17 protein-coding genes are annotated in these 16,282 nt (G+C 50.6%); 8 read left to right on the plus strand and 9 right to left on the minus strand.

Annotated features, from left to right (window positions below; translation table 11 throughout):
* Nucleotides 1–54: 54 nt before the first annotated feature.
* The 5 genes from slmA to coaBC all read right to left on the minus strand — a co-directional run bounded on the left by slmA (nucleotide 55) and on the right by coaBC (nucleotide 5,964).
* On the minus strand, nucleotides 55–663 hold the full coding sequence (gene slmA / locus ACOQOZ_RS17195) for a nucleoid occlusion factor SlmA (protein ID WP_420589380.1): 609 nt from the start codon (nucleotides 661–663) through the stop codon (nucleotides 55–57).
* Between the two features lie 17 nt (nucleotides 664–680).
* Nucleotides 681–1,583 (minus strand): acetylglutamate kinase, encoded by a 903-nt coding sequence (argB, locus tag ACOQOZ_RS17200; protein ID WP_420589381.1) that lies wholly within the window; start codon nucleotides 1,581–1,583, stop codon nucleotides 681–683.
* 118 nt (nucleotides 1,584–1,701) lie between these two features.
* A complete protein-coding gene (locus ACOQOZ_RS17205; protein WP_420589382.1) occupies nucleotides 1,702–4,200 on the minus strand; it encodes a phosphomannomutase/phosphoglucomutase in 2,499 nt (832 codons plus the stop codon).
* 68 nt (nucleotides 4,201–4,268) lie between these two features.
* Entirely contained in the window at nucleotides 4,269–4,724 is a 456-nt protein-coding gene (dut, locus tag ACOQOZ_RS17210) for a dUTP diphosphatase (RefSeq protein ID WP_420589383.1), read from the minus strand.
* Nucleotides 4,725–4,728: 4 nt separating this feature from the next.
* The gene (gene coaBC, locus ACOQOZ_RS17215) at nucleotides 4,729–5,964 is read right to left on the minus strand and encodes a bifunctional phosphopantothenoylcysteine decarboxylase/phosphopantothenate--cysteine ligase CoaBC (RefSeq protein WP_420589384.1); all 1,236 of its coding nucleotides are present in this window, start codon (nucleotides 5,962–5,964) and stop codon (nucleotides 4,729–4,731) included.
* A 66-nt stretch (nucleotides 5,965–6,030) separates the two neighbouring features.
* Here coaBC and radC point away from each other — a divergent pair, with 66 nt between their 5' ends.
* From radC to ACOQOZ_RS17240, 5 genes are all read left to right on the plus strand, one after another.
* Complete coding sequence (gene radC, locus ACOQOZ_RS17220) at nucleotides 6,031–6,705, plus strand: RadC family protein (RefSeq protein ID WP_420589385.1); 675 nt, start codon at nucleotides 6,031–6,033, stop codon at nucleotides 6,703–6,705.
* A gap of 336 nt (nucleotides 6,706–7,041) precedes the next feature.
* Nucleotides 7,042–7,278, plus strand: a complete 237-nt coding sequence (gene rpmB / locus ACOQOZ_RS17225) for a 50S ribosomal protein L28 (protein ID WP_068658357.1) — start codon at nucleotides 7,042–7,044, stop codon at nucleotides 7,276–7,278.
* Between the two features lie 11 nt (nucleotides 7,279–7,289).
* A complete protein-coding gene (gene rpmG, locus ACOQOZ_RS17230; RefSeq protein WP_068658359.1) occupies nucleotides 7,290–7,448 on the plus strand; it encodes a 50S ribosomal protein L33 in 159 nt (52 codons plus the stop codon).
* A 104-nt stretch (nucleotides 7,449–7,552) separates the two neighbouring features.
* Nucleotides 7,553–8,365 (plus strand): bifunctional DNA-formamidopyrimidine glycosylase/DNA-(apurinic or apyrimidinic site) lyase, encoded by an 813-nt coding sequence (mutM, locus tag ACOQOZ_RS17235; protein WP_420589386.1) that lies wholly within the window; start codon nucleotides 7,553–7,555, stop codon nucleotides 8,363–8,365.
* A gap of 117 nt (nucleotides 8,366–8,482) precedes the next feature.
* On the plus strand, nucleotides 8,483–9,310 hold the full coding sequence (locus tag ACOQOZ_RS17240; RefSeq protein ID WP_420589387.1) for an outer membrane beta-barrel protein: 828 nt from the start codon (nucleotides 8,483–8,485) through the stop codon (nucleotides 9,308–9,310).
* A gap of 70 nt (nucleotides 9,311–9,380) precedes the next feature.
* On the opposite strand, the gene elyC is transcribed toward ACOQOZ_RS17240, so the two are convergent.
* The 4 genes from elyC to coaD all read right to left on the minus strand — a co-directional run bounded on the left by elyC (nucleotide 9,381) and on the right by coaD (nucleotide 12,902).
* On the minus strand, nucleotides 9,381–10,115 hold the full coding sequence (gene elyC / locus ACOQOZ_RS17245; protein WP_420589388.1) for an envelope biogenesis factor ElyC: 735 nt from the start codon (nucleotides 10,113–10,115) through the stop codon (nucleotides 9,381–9,383).
* Between the two features lie 10 nt (nucleotides 10,116–10,125).
* On the minus strand, nucleotides 10,126–11,847 hold the full coding sequence (gene ggt / locus ACOQOZ_RS17250; RefSeq protein WP_420589389.1) for a gamma-glutamyltransferase: 1,722 nt from the start codon (nucleotides 11,845–11,847) through the stop codon (nucleotides 10,126–10,128).
* 278 nt (nucleotides 11,848–12,125) lie between these two features.
* Nucleotides 12,126–12,383 (minus strand): YfhL family 4Fe-4S dicluster ferredoxin, encoded by a 258-nt coding sequence (locus ACOQOZ_RS17255; RefSeq protein WP_420589390.1) that lies wholly within the window; start codon nucleotides 12,381–12,383, stop codon nucleotides 12,126–12,128.
* Between the two features lie 39 nt (nucleotides 12,384–12,422).
* A complete protein-coding gene (coaD, locus tag ACOQOZ_RS17260) occupies nucleotides 12,423–12,902 on the minus strand; it encodes a pantetheine-phosphate adenylyltransferase (protein ID WP_420589391.1) in 480 nt (159 codons plus the stop codon).
* 196 nt (nucleotides 12,903–13,098) lie between these two features.
* Between coaD and ACOQOZ_RS17265 the strand changes: the two genes are divergently transcribed.
* From ACOQOZ_RS17265 to modF, 3 genes are all read left to right on the plus strand, one after another.
* Nucleotides 13,099–14,358 carry a diguanylate cyclase gene (locus ACOQOZ_RS17265; RefSeq protein ID WP_420589392.1) on the plus strand — a complete coding sequence of 420 codons (1,260 nt, stop codon included), beginning with the start codon at nucleotides 13,099–13,101 and terminating at the stop codon, nucleotides 14,356–14,358.
* Nucleotides 14,359–14,462: 104 nt separating this feature from the next.
* Entirely contained in the window at nucleotides 14,463–14,807 is a 345-nt protein-coding gene (locus ACOQOZ_RS17270) for a histidine triad nucleotide-binding protein (RefSeq protein WP_420589393.1), read from the plus strand.
* A gap of 16 nt (nucleotides 14,808–14,823) precedes the next feature.
* Nucleotides 14,824–16,263, plus strand: a complete 1,440-nt coding sequence (gene modF, locus ACOQOZ_RS17275; RefSeq protein WP_420589394.1) for a molybdate ABC transporter ATP-binding protein ModF — start codon at nucleotides 14,824–14,826, stop codon at nucleotides 16,261–16,263.
* Nucleotides 16,264–16,282 lie beyond the last annotated feature (19 nt).

Consider the following 16,282-nt stretch of genomic DNA (forward strand, 5'->3'; position numbering starts at 1 on the left):
AGCATAAAAAAACCGCCATCAGGCGGTTTTTTTATGCTCGCTTCTGAACGGCTGTCAGCCGAGATTCTTTTGGCGCAGCAGGGTAGAGCTGATTAGCGGCCATTGTTCATCCCAGTATTGGGTTGGTTTGGCAGCAAACTCCGTACGCACGTACTGGCGGATGCGACCTTCCAGAAGGGCAGTCAGCATATTGGCTTCGGCGCTGATAGTCTGTGTCGGCACCAGGCCTTCGCGCATCTCTGCTTCGCGCAGGATCTGTTTCAGTTGAGTCTCAATGCGTTCAAAGAACTGCTGAATACGCTGGCGTAATCGTTCGGTTTCCCCGGCCAGGGCATCGCCCGATAATAACCGGCACATGCCTGGGTTCTTTTCAGCAAAGGTCAGCACTAGCGTCAGAGTCTTTTCGCAGCGCTGATCCGCTTCGTTGATTTCCTGCAGAATTAAATTAATCCGGCTGAAAACGGTTTCTTCAATAAAACTGATTAATCCTTCGAACATCTTGGCTTTGCTGGGGAAGTGGCGGTACAGTGCCGCTTCCGATACACCAACCGCTTTGGCCAGGCTGGCGGTGGTAATGCGGGCGCCCGGGTTGGTCTCCAGCATATGTGCCAGCGCTTGCAGAATCTGGTCGCGTCGGGAAATTTTTTCAGCGTTTTCTGTCATTGTGTGTCCTTGCCTGATTAAGCGCGAGCGTTAGTAATCAGGGTGCCGACGCCTTCGTCGGTGAATAATTCTAATAGCGTCGAGTGTGACACCCGGCCGTCGATAATATGTGCGCTGGTTACACCGGCGTGAACTGCGTCCAGAGCGCACTGGATTTTCGGCAGCATGCCACCGTAAATGGTGCCATCAGCAATCAGGTCATCAACTTGCTCGGTTGTCAGTCCGGTGAGGATCTGGCCTTCCTTATCCATCAGGCCTTCGATATTGGTCAGTAGAATCAGTTTTTCCGCCTGCAATACTTCGGCAACTTTACCGGCTACCAGGTCGGCGTTGATGTTGTAGGAGGCGCCGTCCTGGCCAACACCAATCGGAGCAATAACCGGGATAAAGTCGCTCTGAGTCAGCATATCCAGAACCTGAGTGTTGATGTGCTCAACTTCACCAACGTGGCCGATATCAATGATTTCCGGTTTCTGCATTTCCGGGGAGCTTTGGGTAACTTTCAGCTTTTTAGCGTGCAGTAACTGACCATCTTTACCGGTCAGGCCCAGAGCTTTACCGCCATTCTGGTTAATCAGATTCACGATGTCTTTGTTGACCAGGCCACCCAGTACCATCTCAACAACATCCATGGTTTCTGTGGTGGTGACACGCATGCCGTTAACAAAGCGGCTTTCGATGTTCAGTTTGTCGAGTAATTCACCAATTTGCGGGCCGCCACCGTGAACAACAATTGGGTTAATGCCAATCAGCTTCAGCATCACCATGTCGCGGGCAAAGCTGTTTTTCAGCTCTTCGTCGATCATGGCATTGCCGCCATATTTCACCACGATGGTTTTCCCCACAAAACGTTGCAGGTAAGGCAATGCTTCACTGAGGATGTTGGCTGTGTGCATGGCAGCTTTGCGTGGTAATGGCATCAGGGGCTCCGTAAAAAGGTGTGCGTCCGACAAACAAAACCGGCCTGGTGGCCGGTTTTCAGTGAGCGCGATTATAGCGTGAAAGCGTCTGCAAGTTCTAGGAATCCACGCTGTTACATCAGAAAGGAACCTGCAAATCCGGTGCGTGCAGGGTAAGTGCTTGCTTCATTCTCTGCTGTATTCGTTCGATTGCTTGCTGGTCGTTACCAGCAAAGCGCAGCGTCAGCTTAGGGGTGGTATTGGAAGGGCGTATCAGGCCCCAGCCATCATTAAACTCTATACGCAGGCCATCGGTGGTAAATACCCTTGCGTCGGCAGTTAACTGCTGGTCTTTGCTCAGGGTTTTCAGAATTTCGAATTTACGGGTATCCGTTGTACTGATGGTGATTTCCGGTGTGCTGACGTCTTCCGGTAAGCGGGCAAACAACTCTGCGGTGGTTCGGCTCTGGAAGCTGATAATTTCCAGTAAGCGCACAGCAGTATAGAGGCCATCGTCAAAACCGTACCAGCGATCCTGGATGTAGAAATGACCGCTGAACTCACCACCAATAATAGCGTTGGTTTCTTTCATGCGCTTTTTCATCAGCGAGTGGCCGGTTTTCCACATGCCCGGGCGACCGCCATTGCGGTTAATCAGCGGTGTCAGATGACGTGAAGACTTCACATCAAATAACACGTCTTTGCCTGGATTACGGGGCAGGATATCTTCGATTAATAACATCAGCAGACGATCTGGCCAGATGATCTTGCCGGTATTGTCGACCAGCGCAACACGGTCGCCATCGCCATCAAACGCCAGGCCCAGATCGGCCTGATTGTCGATAACGGCTTGTTGCAGGTCGGCAAGGTTATGTGGCTGGCTCGGATCCGGGTGATGGTTTGGGAAGCTGCCGTCGACATCACAATATAGCGCGATGCATTCGATATTTAGCATTTCCATCAGTTGTTTGGCGGCAGGTCCGGCGATGCCGTTGCCGGCATCAATTACGATCTTCAGATCACGGCTGATCTGCACATCACCTTCGATGCGCTCAAGGTAAGCTTGTTCAAGGTGCCGTTCTTCGGTGTCACCTTCGCCTTTGGGCAGATCGCCACGGGCGATGCGGTGGTAGAGAGCCATAAGCTCTTCCTGAGCCAGAGTTTGTTTGTCGATAACAATCTTCAGGCCGTTAAACTCGGATGGGTTATGGCTGCCGGTGATGACGACACCGCAGTTGCTGTCTAATTCGTGTGTGGCGAAGTACAGCAGGCCGGTTGGTTGTGCGCCAAGGCGGATGGCATGACAACCACTTTCGTTTATGCCTTTCTCCAGCGATTCCGCCAGTTCAGGGCTGGATGGGCGGCCATCCCAGGCGATGTTGATTTTGGTGAAGCCACGCTGCTGCACTTCGGCACCGAGAGAGCGGCCAATCCAGTACACAACCTCGGTTGTCAGGTCCTGACCAACAATGCCACGGATGTCGTAAGCGCGGAAAATGGACTGAGAAATTTCCGGAACTTGTTCCTGCTCAACTTCTTCCACCTCCATGCCGGGCAGGCTCTCTGATGCGGTGTTTGCCGTCATTGAGCTGGCTGATTGAGTCTTTCTCTGGGGTTGCTCCAGAGAAATTTCCTGCTTTTCACGTTCTTGTTTTGAGTTGTTGGATTCAGCACTGGCAGGTCGGGCTGTTTTCAACAAGTGCTCCATATGTTGGGCAATATCAAAAAATATCTGCAGCGAGAACTCAGGGAAATTATTGCTACCTTTGCGGCTCAAATTGCGCACGTAGGTCAGTAATTGCAGCTGATTTTGTTGCAGTGCCTTCTTCTGCAGATAAACGATCACAAACAAGCTGCCGAGTGTGGCGACTAAAACCACAATCCACGACGTGACCAATGGCATTAACGCCAGTTGTGGCCTTTCGTCTGCCGGAATATACGTCAGATACCAGAAATCATTAATCGACTTAGTAACAATGGCACCGGTTTTTTCTGCGCCATTGCCGAAGCGAAAAATCTCGAAACCTTTGCTGCGATCTTCGTCGATATATTGGTTGACGATGACCTGACCCAGCTGGTCGTTCGCGCCTGAGCGGAATTGTTTGAGCCAGTGCTCGCCATATTCAACCAGCAAAACGCCAACAATTTTCTGATTTTCGTCGCGAATCGCCGATGCCCAGAAGAACTGCTGTTTCTTGTTGCGCATTACCGCTTCCAGTTTCATCTGGCTGCCACGTAAGGTGCGGCTGACTACCTGTTGCACGGCAAAGCCCATGCTCGCCTGCAACCCCATTGCTTCATGGCGCTGATAGAGGTGGACTCGATAGGCTCCAGGCATAAATTGTTTGAGCGTGGACTTCCAGGCGGGATCTTCTCCCATCAGGGCTGCTAGTGTGCGAGGGTGTTGGCTGGCGGCTGTTTGCAGCTGTTGGGTATCTTTCAATTGCGTTTTTAACGCGTGCGCCATTTGCCCGGCCATGGCTTTGGCAAAGGCGCTATCGACTTCAGATTGAGTAAACAGGTTGACCTGTAAGCTTTGGAACGCTAACCCGCCGGAAATAAATAACAGCGCTAACCAGATCGTTATTCGGCTGTACATCAGTATCGTGCGTTTGGGCCGGCGTACTTCAGTCGTCATCCTGCTTCCCTTCGAAGGTTTATTATTTGTGAGTATAGCTAGGGTTGTGAATCACTTCCGCTGAGTTATTACTGTCGGCCGGAGTGACCAAAACCACCGGCGCCGCGCTCAGTCTGCTGAAACTCTTCAACGAATTCAAATTCAGCCTGAACAACCGGTACCAGTACCATTTGCGCCAGGCGCTCGCCAATTTCGATGGTGAAACTGTCTTTGCCACGGTTCCAGCAGCTGACCATCAGTTCACCCTGATAGTCTGAGTCGATTAAGCCAACCAGATTACCCAGAACAATGCCGTGTTTGTGGCCCAGGCCTGAGCGTGGCAACAGCATGGCTGCCAAAGATGGATCTTCGATATAGATCGACAGACCCGTGCGGATTAACTGAGTTTCACCCGGGTGCAGAGTCAAAGGGGCATCAAGACAGGCACGCAGATCAAGGCCTGCCGAGCCTGTAGTGGCATATTCAGGCATCGGGATCTCGTTACCAATGCGGGAGTCCAGAACTTTTACTTGTAACTTTTGCATGAATTTAATCTTCGTTTGTGCGTGATAAATCGGTGTATTGCTGGTAGCGCTGCGCTATCAGATCAATCAGTTGTCGTGCCAGAGTCGTTTTGCTCATGGCGGCGAACGCTTGCTGGCCTTCTGGCCAAATGGCGGTTGCAGCATTTTCATCGCTGTTAAAACCTATGTCCGTGCGGGAAACATCGTTGGCGACAATCATATCGAGGTTTTTCTTTTCCAGTTTGCCGCGCGCGTAGTCTTCCACATCCTGGGTTTCGGCAGCAAAGCCAACTGTAAATGGCCGTTGTTCGTGTTGTGCAATTGTGGCAACCACATCCGGGTTTTTCACCATTTTAAGTTCAATGGTGTCGCCCGATTTTTTAATTTTCTGATTGGCAATGTTCAGCGGGCGATAGTCAGCGACTGCGGCAGCGGCAATAAATATCTGACACTGCGGTAACTGCTCTAATGAGGATTCAAGCATCTCTCTGGCACTGGATACGCACTCGACATTGACTCTTTCCGGGGCTGAGATATTTACCGGGCCGGTGATCAGCGTCACCCGGGCGCCTGCTTCTCTGGCAGCTTCTGCGATGGCATAACCCATCTTGCCGGAACTGTGGTTGCTGATATACCGAACCGGATCCAGTGCTTCACGGGTAGGTCCGGCGGTTACGACCAGATTGATCCCCGCCAGCAGGCCTGACTCAAACAGATCGGCACAATGTGCGGCAATCAGATCCGGGTCGAGCATTCTTCCCGGGCCGACATCGCCACAGGCTTGTTCGCCAGCATCCGGGCCAAAAATGTGCAGACTCTTACCTTTGACGTTTTGTAAGCGTTCAATATTCTGCTGTGTGGTGCCGTCTTTCCACATTGCCTGGTTCATTGCAGGCGCCAGGGCCATGGGCGCTTCGGTTGCCAGACAGACGGTGGTCAGCAGGTCATCTCCCAGACCCTGAGACAGCCGGGCAATAAAGTTAGCGGATGCCGGAGCAATCAGCAGCAGATCGGCCCACTTTGCCAGCTCAATGTGTCCCATACCAGCTTCAGCTTCCGGGTCGAGTAACGCATGATGTACCGGATTACCTGACAGAGCCTGCAGTGTCAGTGGAGTGATAAATTCCATGGCACCGCTGGTCATTACGACGCGAACATCGGCTCCTGCTTTTTTCAGGCTGCGAACCAGTTCAGCGGATTTGTAAGCAGCAATACCGCCAGTAATGCCTAGCAGGATGCGTTTGTTGGTCAGTTGTTGCATGTGTTTCTTCACGCTGATTAGAATGAGGCGAGTATATATCAGTCAGTGGCCTACAGGGAGGTAGGTATGGCAATCAGTGATTGGCCGGAAATGGAACGGCCGCGGGAGAAGTTGTTAACCCATGGTGCTCAGGTTTTATCAGACGCTGAGCTGCTGGCAATTTTTCTGCGTACCGGTGTTAAAGGGAAGAGTGCTGTTGATCTGGCGCGGGAGCTGCTGTCAGACTTTGGCAATCTCAGGTCGTTGCTTACGGCGGACCTGAATACCTTCTGTCAGTCCCATGGATTGGGCAGCGCTAAGTTCGCTCAGTTACAGGCGGTGTTAGAAATGGCGAAGCGTCATCTGGCTCAGGAGTTAGAACGCGGCGATGCCCTTACCAGCCCGCAGCTCACTCAGCGTTATTTATTATCGCAACTGCGTGATCGCTCTCATGAAGTATTTGCGTGTTTGTTTCTTGATAACCAGCATCGCGTGATTCGATATCAGGAGTTGTTTCACGGTACTTTGGATGGTGCAGCGGTTTACCCGCGCGAAGTGGTGAAGCAGGCGCTGTCTGTTGGTGCCGCCGCTGTGATTCTGGCTCACAATCATCCATCTGGTGTCGCCGAGCCCAGTCGTTCAGACAGAGCAATTACCGACCGTCTGGCCGAGGCATTCGGTTTGATGGATATCCGGGTTTTGGATCACCTGGTGGTGGGGGATGGTTATTGTGTGTCGTTTGCTGAGCGAGGCTGGTTATAAATACAAAATTCGCCAGCATTTACTTTTCTATCGCCGCATCAGTGGGCCATCCATGGCCCTTGATGCTTCCGCAACATCCTGTTGCTGCTGCGAAAAGTAAATCCTGCCGAATTATGAAAGAGACACCATGGTTGAGGAAAGAGGGTGTCAGATAGTGACAAAAACGCCGAAAAATCATCCAAAATCCAGCTTTCGCTTGCCTGGGCATAATCCTTTTGGTATAAAGCGCAACTCTTTTCAGCCAGGGCACTTGTCTGAAGCCGAATTTCGGCCGACTCGCCCACGGTTGTAACGAATTTTTCATTTGTTCGATACAGTTAAATCGGGGCTAATTCAATGTCTAAGGTTTGTCAGGTTACAGGTAAGCGTCCTGTAACAGGGAATAACGTTTCCCACTCAAACATCAAAACCAAGCGCCGTTTTCTGCCTAACCTGCAGTACCACCGCTTCTGGGTAGAGAGCGAAAAGCGTTTCGTACGTCTGCGTGTAACCACTAAAGGCATGCGCATCATCGATAAGAAAGGTATCGATGCTGTTCTGGCCGAAATCCGCGCTCGCGGTGAGAAAGTTTAAGGAGGCCTGTTATGCCACGTGATAAGATTCGTCTGGTTTCAAGTGCCGGTACCGGTCACTTCTACACAACCGACAAAAACAAGCGCACTATGCCTGAGAAAATGGAGATCAAAAAATTTGATCCAACCATTCGCAAGCACGTAATGTACAAAGAAGCTAAAATTAAGTAAGTTTCTTTTTACTGCGCAGCTCTTTGTTATGAAGAGTGTTGTAAGAAAACCCGGCTCTGGTCGGGTTTTTTTATGTCTGAAATTTGGGTTTTGGGAGAGTCAGCGTGCCAGAGTTACCAGAGGTTGAAACGACATTACGGGGTATTGAACCCTGGTTAGAAAACATCACAATCGAGCAGGTTACTGTTCGTCAGCCCAAACTTCGATGGCCGGTTGAGCCCTCTGTTCAGTTATTGGAAGGGCAGAAAATCCGCAAACTCAGTCGTCGGGCAAAATATATTCTTGTGGAAACCGATGTGGGAACGGCGATCTGGCACCTGGGCATGTCTGGCTCTCTAAGACTGGTTGAGGATGACGAGCCGGTCGCCAAACACGACCACATCGACTGGCTATTATCGAATGGCAAGATCCTGCGCTATCACGATCCTCGCCGTTTTGGTGCGTTGTTGTGGCAAGCACCGGATGCCACTGAGAGTGAACACCTCGATCACCTTGGGCCAGAACCCTTGTCCGAAGCGTTTGATGTGGATTATTTATTTCAACGCAGTTGCGGTAAATCCCAGGCGATTAAGCAATTTATTATGGACGGCAAGGTTGTCGTCGGTGTTGGTAATATTTACGCCAATGAAAGTCTGTTTATGGCGGGCATTCGTCCGACTTGTGCGGCTGGGAAGGTGAGTAAAGCGCGTTATGAAAAGTTAGTCGCTTGTATAAAACTGGTTCTTGAACAAGCAATCGCCCAAGGGGGCACCACGCTGAAAGATTTTGTTGGTGGCGACGGTAAGCCGGGCTACTTTGCTCAGGAACTGCTGGTGTATGGCCGTGGGGGCGAAAGTTGCCTGCATTGTGGTTCAACCCTGAAAGAAATCCGTCAGGGTCAACGTGCAACTGTCTATTGCCCGAAGTGTCAGCGTTAGATTAATTCATCGATATAGTCTGTTGATTTGGCTGAAAATCTCCAGCAGCCAGCCGTGACGCAGCGAGACTTGGCTGTTATAGTCGGCTGTAATTGCGTACGCAGAATAAGAGGACGAATGATGCGATTACTGGCGGCTTTAAAAAAATCCGTCCCTGTGATGATGGCAACCCTGTTGCTGCTTTCAGGGAGTATTACTTCTGCTGAAACCATCAAGGAAAAACCCAGTGCCGGTGCGATGATCATCGACGCGGTTCTGGCCCGACCACTGTACTTCGTTTTATCTCAGGGTGGTGCCTTGGTTTATGGCGCGACGCTGCCGTTCACCTTGCTGGGTGGCAATGCTGACGAGGCCGCAGAAGCGTTGGTTGTTACGCCATTACAGGCTGCATTTGTGCGCTGCTTAGGCTGCGGCAAAATTGATAATGAGGTTGGCAACCTTGAAGAAGGTGAAGGCAAGCGCATTCGCCATTTTGCGATGCTGAGCGCAGGTATCAGCTCATACGATGAAACTGCTCGCTCACAAACTTCGGATGCGGCATCTGGTGGTTTTTACCTCGGAACTCACTTTGCACTGTCGGATTCAAGCCGCTTTGACGTGTTGTTAGGCTATCGCACTCTGGGTACTCAGAAGATCGGAACCGGTGCCGCTCAGGTTGAGGATTCATTATCTTCGATTCAGATTTCCAGCCGCTTCGGTAAGCGCGCTTTCTGGGGATTGGACTTTATGGGTAAATTGGGTATGCATTCCTGGAGCGCAGATCGTAAGCCTGCCGCTGGAGGCTCGTCTTTCTCCGGTACCGGATTCCTGTTTGGTGCCGGTGTTGAAAAGTTTGTAACTCGCGACCTGCGAATAGGTGTTGAGTACACGCGTTATTCACTTGAAGATGAAACCTACAAATCAACCATCGGCACTGCCGATCTGAACATCAGCTATATGTTCTGAGGTTAATTGCAGCACTTGGTTGAAATAAAAAGGCCGCTATACGCGGCCTTTTTATTTTGTACTCCAGGCATCATTCTTTGAGGTGTTGCCATAAGGTTCCCAATCCTTCATAAAACGCCCGCTCACTTTTCCTTTGGGCGCTGGCATCTACTCTCCAGTTACTATTACTACCAGCAAGCCAAACTGCCGGAGCAGGGATGGGTTTCAGCCCTTGCTTTTCAAAGAAGGTGATTGCCCGTGGCAAGTGGGATGCTTCGCTAACCAGCGCAAAGGCCTTGTTGCCCAGATGGGGTGCCATCAACTCAGCTTCTTCTTGTGTATCTCGTGCTTCTGCAAAGGTTTTAATGCGTTCCGAAGCAACACCTAAAGCGATGGCCACTTCCCGGCTAACGTCAGCGTGGGAGCGCTTATCTGAGCCATTGAAACCGGAAACAAATAACCATGCAGATGGGTTAGATTGCAGAATTCTCAATCCCTCCTGCAGGCGGTGCAAAGAGGTGCCACACAGCTGTGAAGCGGGAGGACGATTGTCTGAACTGCTGTGGCAACCGCCAAGCACGACAACCGCAGCAACCGGTTGTTGCAGGTCAAATGCCGGGTAGTCGTTTTCAAACGGCTTTAGCAGATGATTGGCCACAGGATGCCAGCTGGTCAGTCCGAGAAATAAGGCTGAGGCTGCAATCAGCGACTTTCCATACGCAGGGTAGCGACGCAGCAATAGCAGGCCGAGAATCAGCCCACATATGGTCAGAGGAATTGGCATCAACATCATGCCAATTGCTTTCTTCAGATAAAACGTGAACACCGGATTTCCTTTATTGCGCTGTTTCACTCACCTGGGACTGCCCATAACCGCGTGGGTCAGATGCAGCGGTAACTTTGCCGGATTGTTTATCCCATAAAATAGCCTGCATATTACCGTATTGGCGGCCAATATTTTTCAGCTGGTGGCCTCGTTGCAACAGAGCAACCTGTTCTCTGTCTGTGAACGTATCAGGCTCATGTTGAATAACATCCGGCAAATACTGGTGATGGAAACGCTTGCGCGATACCCAATCTTCAACAGGTTTGTTTTGCATATGCTCCAGCGTGCCGAGGAATACCATGGTAATTATCCGGCTGCCTCCAGGTGTACCGATAATGGCGGTTGAGTTTTCGGTATTGACGATACTGGGCGACATGCTCGATAGCGGGCGTTTACCCGGTGCAATGGCATTTGCTTCATTTCCTACCAGACCATAAGCATTAGGTTCGCCCGGCTTGGCGGAAAAATCGTCCATTTCGTTATTCAGCAATACGCCGGTACCGTTTGCTGTATAAGCTGAGCCGAACGGCAGGTTGATACTCAGGGTGGCGGAAACCATATTGCCCTGTTGGTCGATAACCGACAGATGGGTTGTGTGGAAACCTTCCTGCAGGTTTTTAACGCCATTCAGGCTTAAGCTTGGTGTTGCTTGTTGCATATCGATACTGGCTGCCCAATTTTTGGCTCTGGTATCGGAAAGCAGTTCGGCAAAGGGGACGTCGAAATAATCCGGATCGCCGAGGTATTCGGCACGATCTTTATACGCCCGGCGCATGACTTCAGTCAGCAAGTGTGTCTGGTCAACGCTGTTTAATGATTTCCAGTCAGGCAGAGAACCCTGTGCCAGCATCTTCAGCATTTGAGCGATGGCGATTCCACCGGAAGACGGCGGTGGTGCACTGATCACGTCGTAGTCACCGAACTGTAGACGAATTGGCTCACGTTCGATCACTTTGTAGTTTGCTAAATCCTGAAGCGTCCAATCACCGCCGTCAGTCTGAATAGCTTCAACCAGTTTCTTCGCGACCTGTCCTTTATAGAAGCCGTCGAATCCATTGTCCGCGACGGCTTGCAAGGTATTGGCCAGATCTGGCTGTTTGACGATGTAGCCGACTTCCGGAATTTCACCATCTTCCAACAGGATTTCACGGCTATTGGCATAGCGACGAACATTTTTCAGGCGAAAGCCCATCAGCTTGCGATAGTGTTCGTAGACCGGAAAGCCTTCTTTGGCTTGCTCAATGGACGCTGCCAAGGAAGTTGATAATGGTAGTTCACCATAGTTTTCCGCCAGATGGGCAAAGGCAGCTGCCTGACCGGGAATCGCTGCGGCTGTTGGACCATTCACTGCTTTATCACGATTCACTTTGCCGTCTTTATCGAGATAGTAATCTTTATGTGCTGCAGCAGGTGCCATCTCGCGAGCATCGATAAAAGTATATTTGTCCTTTTCTGCCTCGTAGATCAGCCAAAAACCACCGCCACCAATGCCAGCGCTGTATGGCTCAACCACACCAAGACTTGCTGCCACTGCAATGGCAGCGTCGAAAGCATTGCCACCCTGATTCAGGATATCCATACCGGCTTGCGTTGACAGTGGGTGTGCACTGGCGATGGCCGCTTGAGTTGGCTTAGGTTGATTATCTGTTTGTTGTGGCGAGCTTGTTGTTGGTGATTGGCTGCAGGCAATAATCAAGCTGCTGCTGAGTAATAGCAGTGTGCGTTTCAACATGGTGAGGATTCCTTCGATTGGATAGCCGCTAGTTTGGGCAAGGTACCGCAATGGTTCAAGCTATTGACCATCACTTGGTTGGAACAATGAATTTATATCACTCAGTTCTTTTCCATCCGCCAGATCAGAGGCACGTCCTTGTGCTTTTGATCCTACCGCAACATCCTGTTGCTGCTTCGGAAAACAACTCAGTGATGTAAATTCGGGTTGGGGAAATAAGCACAAGCAATAAAAAACCCCTGATTCTTGCGAAGCAGGGGTTTTTGTCGGAGCTGCGATCAGGCGATTTTTTTGCCTGTCAGCAGTTCGTATTTAGCTTCCAGTTCTTCCTGGGTTTCCATGTTGTTGTCATCCTGAGGGATACAATCAACCGGACATACCAGCTGGCACTGGGGCTCATCGTAGTGGCCAACACACTCGGTGCATTTTGCTGGTTCGATTTCGTAAATTTCTTCGCCCGCAGAAATCGCTTCGTTCGGGCACTCAGGTTCACATACATCACAATTGATGCATTCATCAGTAATAATAAGAGCCATGACATACCTCCGTCAGGGGCTAACTGCTGCAATAGCAGGTTATGTTTGCACGCTCTTCTGCAGGGCTTTAGCAACTTCCGGATGTACGAAGTTGCTGACATCACCGCCTAAGGACGCAATCTCTCTCACCAGGGTAGAGGAAATGTAGGAGTACTTTTCTGCCGGAGTCAGAAACATGCTTTCTACATTAGGGGCCAGTACCCTGTTCATATTGGCTAATTGAAATTCGTATTCGAAATCAGATACCGCACGCAGGCCACGGAGGATGATATTGGCTTGTTTTTCTTGCACAAACTCGGCCAGCAGGCTGGAAAAGCCCACGACTTCAACATTGTGCAGGTGACCTAATACATCCTTCGCCAGGTCGACACGGGTTTCGACGTCCAGCATGGGGTTTTTCTTAGGGTTGTCGGCAACTGCCAGAATAATGTGGTCGAACATACGCGCAGCACGTTCCACCAGATCGGTGTGACCATTGGTAATAGGATCAAAAGTGCCAGGGTAAACGACGATATTCATAACGCTGCCTTGTTATCTGAAATCGCGCGCATAGTATCCAAAATCGGCCTTGCGCTCAATAAAGTGGTACTGCATTGCTGTTTGGTTGCTGATCCAGATCAGACCACGGAGCTGTCAGTTTAGTTCTTTAGTGATGTCCAGCGCTATGACTGGCTTCTTCTACACTGATAGTCAGACAAATAAAAATGGACAGCCCATGCCCAAGTTTCTGATCGTTGAAGACAGTAGCGTTATCCTTAAGATCCTCAAGCATATAGCCAAGCAGGAATTGCCATTTGAAGTACTGTTCGCCAGCTCCATGGCACAGGCAAAGGCATTGTACCTTGAGCACAAAGACGAACTGGTTGCTGGTCTGATCGACCTGGCACTGCCGGATGCCCCCGATGGTCAGCTGGTGGACTACCTGTTAGAAGAAGGATTACCCGTTGTGGTGTTAACCGGCACCAGTGATGGCGACACCCGGGAAACCCTGCTGCGCAAAGGCGTGGCTGACTACGTAATTAAGGAAACCCGCTTCTCCTATCAATACGCTATCCAGATGCTGCATCGCCTTTACAAGAACCGTCAGGTTGATGTGCTGGTGGTGGAGGACTCACGCGCCTTTCGCAAATTTATTGTGCAATTACTGAATCTTCATCAATACCGGGTGCATGAAGCCGAAGATGGTCTGCAAGCGTTGGAAATACTGCATCAGCAGGAAAGCATACAGTTGGTGATTACTGACTATCATATGCCTCAGTTGGATGGCTTTGAGTTGGTGCAAGCCATTCGTCAGCAATTTGAGCGCCGTCATATCGCGGTGATTGGCCTGTCGGGACACGACGATCATTCGCTATCGGTGAAGTTCATCAAAAATGGGGCGAACGATTTCCTGCCCAAACCGTTTGAGCAGGAGGAGTTCTTTTGCCGGGTTACTAACAACGTTGAAGCATTGGAAAGTCTGCAGCGGCTTCAACATCAGGCGACCCGGGATTATCTGACTGGCCTCTACAACCGTCGCTACTTTACCGAAGAAGCCGAACAGCAGTTGGCTAAGAGTGTTGCGGAAGAGCGGGTAGTCAGCCTGGCGATGCTCGATATTGATTTCTTCAAGAAAATTAACGACGAATACGGTCACGCAGCTGGTGATATGGTGTTGCAGCAAATCGGTGAAACGTTGCAACAAGGGTTAGGACGTTTTCTGGTGGCCAGAACCGGCGGTGAAGAGTTCTCAATCTTGTTGCCGGGCCTGGATGCGGAGAAAGCCTACGGCCTGATGGATGGTTTGAGGCAGGGCATTGCAGAGCGCATCTTTGATATTCCGGATGACTTTTTGCGCCTCAGCGTCAGTATTGGTGTGTGTACCTCGGTTGATGGCAGTGGCAGTCTTGATCAGATGATTGCTGTAGCGGATGATAATCTGTATCGCGCGAAAGAGGCTGGGCGTAATCTGGTGGTCAGTGACGACGGTTCCTGATACAGCAACGTCCAGAGCGCTTACAATCCAATAACATATTGTAATGCATGATGTTTTTTCCTATTGTGTGGGCCCTCGCCGATGCCTTAACAGAGGTTTATTAAATGTCAGAAGATACTATATTCGGAAAAATCGCCCGTGGTGAGATGGACGCCAATATCGTTTACGAAGACGATATGTGTCTGGCATTCCGCGATTTATACCCTGCGGCACCGATGCATATTCTGGTTATCCCGCGCAAACCGATTCCACGTTTGTGTGATGCGCAGGAAGAAGATAAAGCTCTGTTGGGCCATCTGATGCTGGCCGCTAACAAAGTGGCGGAGCAGGAAGGCTTAGGCGATAAGTTTCGTTTAGTGGTTAATAATGGCGCTGATGCCGGACAAAGTGTCTTTCATCTGCATTTACACGTCATCGGAGGACGTTCATTAAGCTGGCCACCAGGCTAGTTACTGGTCCTTCTCCATGTTGTTTTCTGAAATTCTTGCCCACCTGCATGACGGTCGACATCTCAGTTTCGATCGTTGGCAGATTAAGCCCGGAGAGTTCTGGGCGATCACGGGTACCAATGGCAGCGGAAAAACCGCGTTATCCTGTCTGTTCGCGGATGAGCTGCGGCTCAGCCACGGTTCTGTTGAAAATCTTCCTGAGTCTGTTGCTTACGTTTCTCTCGAAGCTCAGGCGGCTCAGATTACTATCGAACGGAAACTCGATCAGAGTGATCTGAACGACACTCCTGACCAGGGGACTTTGGTCAGGGAGCTGCTGCAACCGTTGGATGCCGTCGAGCATTGGATTGATGTGTTGAATATCCGTCACCTGCTTGATCAGGGTTTTCGCTCTTTGTCGACTGGCGAAAGCCGCAAAGTATTGTGGATCAACAGTTTACGTCAGCAGCCGGATTTATTAATTCTCGACGAGCCCTTAGAAGGACTCGATAGCCAGAGTCGCGATGCTTTGTCGCAGGAGCTGGAAAAGCTCCAGGCACAAGGTCAGGCAATTATCTGGGTGGCTAACCGTTTGGATGAGCTGCCAGCGTGGATCAGCCATATGGTGTTTATGCACGATGGCAAGATGTTGTATCAGGGCGCCAAAGACGAGGTGCTGAATCAGCCGGAGCTGGCGGGCTTACTGCACTTTGATCGCGAGCTGCCAGACTTTCCGCCAGCTGTGCACGAATACAACCTGGAGCCAGGCGACCCTCTGGTCAGTATGCTGGATGTATCGATTCGTTATGGCGATCGGCCTCTGTTTTCCGGACTGGACTGGCAGGTGCAACCCGGACGGCACTGGGCGGTACAGGGGCCAAATGGCTGCGGCAAAACCAGTTTATTGCAGCTGATTACCGGCGACAATCCGCAATGTTATCGCAACAACCTTAAGCTGTTTGGGATGCAGCGTGGCTCCGGTGAAACCATCTGGGATATTAAAAAACATATCGGTATTGTCTCTGCCTCGCTGCAGTGGGAATACCGAGCCAGCACCAATGTGCTGACAACTGTGATCTCCGGATTGTATGACAGTATTGGCCTGTATCAGGCCAGTGGTGATGACGATAAGCAGTTGGCGATGCAATGGCTAGAGATCATTGGGCTGGCGGACAAAGCGAACCAGAGCTTGCAGCATTTATCATACGGTGAACAGCGTCTGGTATTGATTGCCCGGGCGTTGATCAAACAGCCGCCGCTACTGATTCTGGATGAACCTTGTCAGGGATTAGATGATCCAAGTCGACATCTGGTATTGGCATTTATCCGCCATTTGGCACAACAGCAAAATATTACCCTGTTGTACGTAACTCATTTAGCCGATGAGATACCGCTGGAAATATCCAGCCGGTTGCAGTTTGCGCAAAGTGGCGGCAGTAGCCGCATTGATGTGTACGAACATCCGCTGAGCCAATAGATAGATAATAATAACGATA

This window comes from Bacterioplanoides sp. (genome assembly GCF_965219715.1).
GTDB lineage: Bacteria > Pseudomonadota > Gammaproteobacteria > Pseudomonadales > Oceanobacteraceae > Bacterioplanoides.